Here is a 349-nt window from a genome sequence, read left to right on the forward strand (position 1 = left end):
GTGAGATGTTGGGTTAAGTCCCGCAACGAGCGCAACCCACGTCCCTAGTTGCCATCATGTGGTTGGGCACTCTGGGGAGACTGCCGGTGATAAGCCGCGAGGAAGGTGTGGATGACGTCAAGTCCTCATGGCCCTTACGGGATGGGCTACACACGTGCTACAATGGCGGTGACAATGGGCAGCGAAGGGGCGACCTGGAGCGAATCCCCAAAAGCCGTCTCAGTTCGGATTGCACTCTGCAACTCGGGTGCATGAAGGCGGAATCGCTAGTAATCGTGGATCAGCACGCCACGGTGAATACGTTCCCGGGCCTTGTACACACCGCCCGTCACACCATGGGAGTTGGTCT

At 58.5% G+C, this 349-nt stretch carries 1 rRNA gene; it reads left to right on the plus strand.

Going from position 1 to position 349, the window contains the following annotated elements:
• Positions 1-349, plus strand: a 16S ribosomal RNA gene (locus BM430_RS00015); the annotation flags it as partial.

The sequence above is a fragment of the Methylobacterium sp. 174MFSha1.1 genome (genome assembly GCF_900116815.1).
GTDB lineage: Bacteria > Pseudomonadota > Alphaproteobacteria > Rhizobiales > Beijerinckiaceae > Methylobacterium.